Source organism: Phytoactinopolyspora endophytica (genome assembly GCF_004138495.1).
Classification (GTDB): domain Bacteria; phylum Actinomycetota; class Actinomycetes; order Jiangellales; family Jiangellaceae; genus Phytoactinopolyspora; species Phytoactinopolyspora endophytica.
Genome location: NZ_ML142860.1, coordinates 106385 through 111830 on the forward strand (window position 1 = coordinate 106385; position 5446 = coordinate 111830).

The window sequence follows — 5446 nt, forward strand, 5'->3', positions numbered from 1 at the left end:
GGACGAGCCGGATCACCTGACGCCGCACCGGATGACCGGCGCCTTCAATGAGGTCGAGGCGCTGTTCTCGCCTTTGGTGAAGTTCGGCGACGGCACCGAGCCGACACTGTTGCAGGCCGAGTCAGTCGAGACCGACGACAACGTGGTGTGGACCATCACCATCGAGGACGGCTGGACCTGGCACAACGGTGAGCCCGTGGTGGCGCAGAACTACGTGGACGCGTGGAATGCGACCGCGTACGGCCCGAACGGATGGGAGAACAACGCTCAGTTATCCAACGTCGAGGGGTACGACGAGCTGAACCCGGAAGACGGCGAGCCGAGCACGGATACGCTCTCGGGTCTCGAAGTCATCGACGACACCACGTTCCAGGTCACGCTGAGCACCCCGGACAGTCAGTTCATTTACAAGCTCAAACTTCCGGGCTTCTACGCCCTGCCCGAGGTGGCCTTCGAGGACCTTGACGCGTTCGACGAGGCGCCCGTCGGCAACGGCCCGTTCCAGATAGACGGCACCTGGGAGCACGACGTCCAGATCAGCATGGTCAGGTACGAGGACTACCAAGGGCCTGCGGCGAACGCGGACGGCCTCGTCTTCAAGATCTACAGTGACATGGAGACCTCGTACACGGATGCCGCGGCCGGAGAGGTCGACATCATCTCCGTGCCCCAGACCCGGTTCCAACAGGTCGAGCAGGACTTCGGAGACCGCTTCATCTCGTTCCAGGCCGTCCGCCTGGACTTCCTGGGTTTCCCGCTGTGGGACGAGCGCTTCCAAGACGAGCGGCTCCGACAGGCCATCTCGATGGCGATCGACCGGGACGAGGTCAACGACGCGATCTTCGCCGGTGTCTACCAGCCGGCGTCGTCGTTGCACGGACAGAACGTCGATGGCGGCGGAACCGAAGGGCTCTGCGGGGAGTACTGCGAGTTCAACCCGGAGCGCGCGAACGAGTTACTCGACGAGTCCGGTTGGGATGAACCCATCCTGGAGCTGTGGTACCCGGGCGGTGTCGGTTACGACCAGACCTTCGAGGCGCTCGCCAACCAGATCCGGCAGAACCTGGACGCCATCGACGACGTCGCCCTGGAGACACAGCCCGGTTTCCCGGCGTTCATCGAGGATCTCGATGAGCAGACAGTCACCGGCATGTTCCGGGGTGGCTGGGGCTCGCTCTATCCGAGCATGCAGAACCAACTCACCGAGGTCTGGAGCTCGATGGGCTCTGGGCGTGCGGGCGCCGGAAGCTACGAGAATCCCGAGGTCGACCAGCTGATCCTGGACGCCGACGGCGCGAATACTCCAGAGGAGGCCGCCGAGCTGTACCAGGAGGCCGAGGCGCTGATCATGGAGGACTTCCCGGCTATCCCGCTGTTCTACGCGACGTACAACTTCGCGCACAGCGAGAACGTGTCCAACGTGACCATCGGATTCGATGAGATCGAGCTGACCGAGGTCGTCGTCAATAACTAGGAGAGGGAACACCGTGACCATGACTCCGGCCCGCGCCGGCCAGGAAGCGCTGCAGCGGATTCCTGAGTTCGCCGCCATCCCCAGTGTGGACGAGCTCAACCGTGACTTCGCCGAGATCGCCGAGAGCGCCGGAACCGCGCTCCGCAGGATCGGGACGTCGCGTCTCGGGGAACCGCTCTGGGCGCTGACCGTCGGCGACGGGCCGGCCCAAGCCGTCGTCTTCGGCGGGGTCCACCCGAACGAGCCGATCGGGGCGCTGACCGCGACTCACCTGGCAAGGACTCTCGTCGACGACGCAGATCTGCGAGAACGCCTCGGCTACACGTGGCACGTCGTGCCGTGCATCGACCCGGATGGGGCTCGCCTCAACGAAGGCTGGTTCGCCGGGCCGTACACACGCGGCCACTATGCCCGCCATTTCTACCGTCCGGCACCCGACGAGCAGGTCGAGTGGACCTTCCCGTTCTCCTACAAGCGTGCCTACTTCGACCGGATGATCCCGGAGACCGTGGCGCTCATGCGGCTCATCGACGACACCAAACCCGCATTCATGTGCTCGCTGCACAACGGAGAGCACGGCGGGATCTACTACTACGTCTCCCGGGAGACCCCAGGGCTGTACGAGCATCTGCAGGCCATCCCGGACTCTCTGGGATTGCCGCTGGACACTGGCGAACCGGAGGTCCCGTACGTCCCACGGCTGGCGGACGCGATCTTCCGGACGAGTGGCAGCGAGGCTGAGTACGACTTCGCCGAGGCGGCCGGGCTGGACCCGGCCGAGCGCGACGCGGGGACGGCCAGCTGGGCGTATGCCGAGAAATACGACACGTTGACCTTGGTGACTGAGGTGCCCTACTGGTCGCATCCGGACGCGAACGACGTCAGTCTCGCTGACGAGATGTACGCGGACGTGCTGAAGATGCGTGCCGAAGGGCTCGATGAGCTGGCTACCGTGCTGCAGGACACGTTGCGGGCGGCAGAGCCGGACCTGTCCGTGGCGTCGCCGTTCCTCCGTGCCTCGCGCGCGTTCATCCCCGCCTTCGTGCGTGGCGCTCAGCAAGAGCACTACCGTGCCGGGCAACCGGAGGCCGCTCGTCCGGCGACGAAAGCGGAACGGTTCGGGTGCCTCGACCTGGTGCACATGTTCCGGCTGCGCTACGGCGGAATGCTGCTGCGGGCACTCGACGGTGAGCTGGCCATCGGGAACGGCACGCCGGTCATCCGGGAGCAGCACGCAGCGCTGTCCAGCATCTACGATGCCTGGGTGAGCGAGGCCGAGGCCGAAACGTCGTCCGAGCCGATCCCGCTCGGGAAGCTGGCCGCCGTCCAATATGCCGCCATCCTGGCGACCAGCGTGTATGCGACGACTTCGTCGCCGTCCTGATCGGAACCGATAGTGGGCCGATATATCGTCTCCCGGCTGGCTCAGCTGGTCATCGTCTTCTTCGGAGTCACGCTGCTGATCTATCTGGCGGTGTGGGCGCTTCCCGGCGACCCGATCCGGGCGATGGCCGGTGATCGGCCGCTCTCGGAGAGCGTCATCAACGCGATGCGAGAAGAGCACAACCTGAACGACCCGGTGCTGGTGCAGTACCTGAAGTACATGGGTGACCTGCTGACGGGAGACTTCGGAACCGACTTCAACGGCAGATCGGTGTCGGACCAGATGGTTCAGCGCTGGCCGGTGACACTCCGGCTGGCGGTGACCGCGTGGTTGATCGAGATCGTCGTCGGGATCGGGCTCGGCGTCATCGCTGCCCTGCGGCGGGGCCGGTGGCCGGACTACACCATCCTGCTCTTCAGCATCGCCGTCATCTCGATCCCGATCTTCGTGCTCGGCTACACCGCCCAGCTGGTCCTCGGTGTCAACGCCGGTATCTTCCCGGTCTCCGGCGTCGCAGACGGCTGGCCTGCGAGTTACATCCTGCCGGCGGTGATTCTCTCCGCGTTCGGACTGGCGTCGGTGGCGCGACTGGTGCGGGCGAGCGTGCTGGAGAACCTGCGCGCCGACTACGTGCGTGCGGCCGTCGCCAAGGGGATGTCCCGACGTCGCGTGGTGTCCGTGCACGTGCTGAGGAACTCGCTCATCGCGGCGGTGACCTTTCTCGGCGTCGAGCTCGGCTTCCTGCTGGGCGGGACTGTCGTCGTGGAGGGCATCTTCAATGTGCCGGGCGTAGGGCAGCTGCTGTTCCGATCGCTGCAGACGCAGGAAGGTGCGGTGGTGGTGGGGGTCGCCACGGCATTGGTGCTGATCTTCTTGCTGGCCAATCTGGTCGTCGATCTGCTGTACGGCGTACTCGACCCTAGGATCCGCCATGACTGAACGCGAGATCAGCCCGGGCGCGGGGCCGACGGGCTCCGCTCGGCCAGGTGGGCCGGCGGACATGGAGCCTGCGGGCGACGGTTCTCAGGCACCCGGCGGAGCAGCGGCACAACCGGACCGGGGCGCGACGCTGCTCGGGGACGCCTGGCAAGACCTGCGCCGGAACCCAGTCTTCTTGATCAGCGGCTTCTTCGTACTGCTCATGGTCGTGATGGCCGTCTTCCCCGGGCTGTTCGCCGGCTGGTTCGGCAACGGCAGCCCGCGCGTGTGCGACCTGAGTCGCAGCGGCGACGGCCCGACGAGCGGCCATCCGTTCGGCTTCGACAAGCAGGGCTGCGATGTCTACGCCAACGTGATCCACGGCGCGCGGGCATCGATCAGCGTCGGTCTGTTAGTCACCGTGTTCTCGCTGGTGATCGCCGTGGTGCTCGGCGCCGTCGCCGGGTATCACGGCCGGTGGCTGGACGCCCTGGTCTCCCGGATCACCGACGTGTTCTTCGGCTTCCCATTCATCCTGGGTGCCCTTGTCGTCCTCAACAGCATGAACAACCGCAACATCTGGACGGTCTCGCTGGTCCTCGCCCTGTTCGGCTGGCCCACCATGACCCGGGTGATGCGTTCGTCGGTGCTATCGGTGAAACAGCTCGACTATGTCCAGGCCGCCCGAGGGCTGGGTGCGGGCAGCTGGTGGTTGTTGCGTCGGCACATCCTGCCGAACTCGATCGCTCCGGTGATGGTGATGGCCACCATTGCCGTCGGGACGGCGATCGTCGCTGAAGCGGTGCTGACCTTCCTGGGCGTCGGGTTGCAGGCTCCGGCGATCTCCTGGGGGCTTCAGCTGTCGAATGCGCAGACCGACTTCCAGATCGCGCCGCACCTGCTGATCTACCCGTCGATCTTTCTGAGCGTCACCGTACTGAGCTTCATCGTGCTCGGCGACGTGATCCGCGACGCGTTCGACCCGCGCCTGCGATAAGGCGACTGGCGACACGAACTGGGCTGTGCCGGGCGACCCGTCATGGCTTGCCCGACGCGGCGGTCCTATCCGGTCCTGCGGAGGGCTGTAGGGCGCGGTACAGGGCGCCTTGACGTGCGTCAACACGAGCTGTCTGTGCTGGTCAAAGCCACATTGTGAGCGTGGGTGAGGGCTGGGAGCGAGCCTGTGGATATCCATTTTGACAACAGTGCGCGGAGCGCTACTCTGATGATCAACAGTGAGGCGCCTCACTCAAACCGACGTTGATCTATGGAAAGTGAGGAAGCTTGACCACGATCGAGGATTTGGACCGTCGTGTGCACGTTGTCGAAGGCAAAGTTAAGAAGTTGAGTGAAGATTCCAGAAGCTGGAAGAAGGAGAGAGCCAGGGTCCTCGAGCAAAGCGCGGACGCGCTGACGCTGGCAAAGAGCGCTGCCAGCGACGCTGCTGGCTTCGAGCAGAGGCGGTGGGGGATGAGGAAGACGCTGAAGGAGATGCGGAAGACACAGCTCGAGCACGGGGAAACCTTGCGCTTGCTTGTCACCGGGCAGCATAGGCATGAGCGGATACTCGATGAGCATGGCGCGAAGCTCGATCAGCACACGGTGAAGCTGGACGAGCACAGTGCGAAGCTGGACGAGCACACGGTGAAGCTCGATCAGCACACGGTGAA

Annotated in this window: 5 protein-coding genes; all 5 read left to right on the forward strand. The window is 64.9% G+C overall.

The genetic code is table 11. The features are described 5' to 3' along the window. Positions 1 to 1474 (forward strand): peptide ABC transporter substrate-binding protein (locus ELR45_RS21755; RefSeq protein WP_165367995.1); only part of this gene is annotated, 1474 nt, incomplete at its 5' end. 19 nt (positions 1475 to 1493) lie between these two features. Further along, positions 1494 to 2858: a M14 family zinc carboxypeptidase gene (locus ELR45_RS21760; RefSeq protein WP_240760040.1), complete on the forward strand. Its 1365-nt coding sequence runs from the start codon at positions 1494 to 1496 to the stop codon at positions 2856 to 2858. Positions 2859 to 2870: 12 nt separating this feature from the next. Then, complete coding sequence (locus ELR45_RS21765; RefSeq protein ID WP_129668219.1) at positions 2871 to 3797, forward strand: ABC transporter permease; 927 nt, start codon at positions 2871 to 2873, stop codon at positions 3795 to 3797. After that, on the forward strand, positions 3790 to 4773 hold the full coding sequence (locus ELR45_RS21770; protein ID WP_129668220.1) for an ABC transporter permease: 984 nt from the start codon (positions 3790 to 3792) through the stop codon (positions 4771 to 4773). Before ELR45_RS21765 ends, ELR45_RS21770 begins: the two co-directional genes overlap by 8 nt. Before the next feature lie 287 nt (positions 4774 to 5060). After that, positions 5061 to 5446, forward strand: a 386-nt coding sequence (locus ELR45_RS35640) for a hypothetical protein (RefSeq protein WP_165367996.1), incomplete at its 3' end; no start/stop codon positions are given.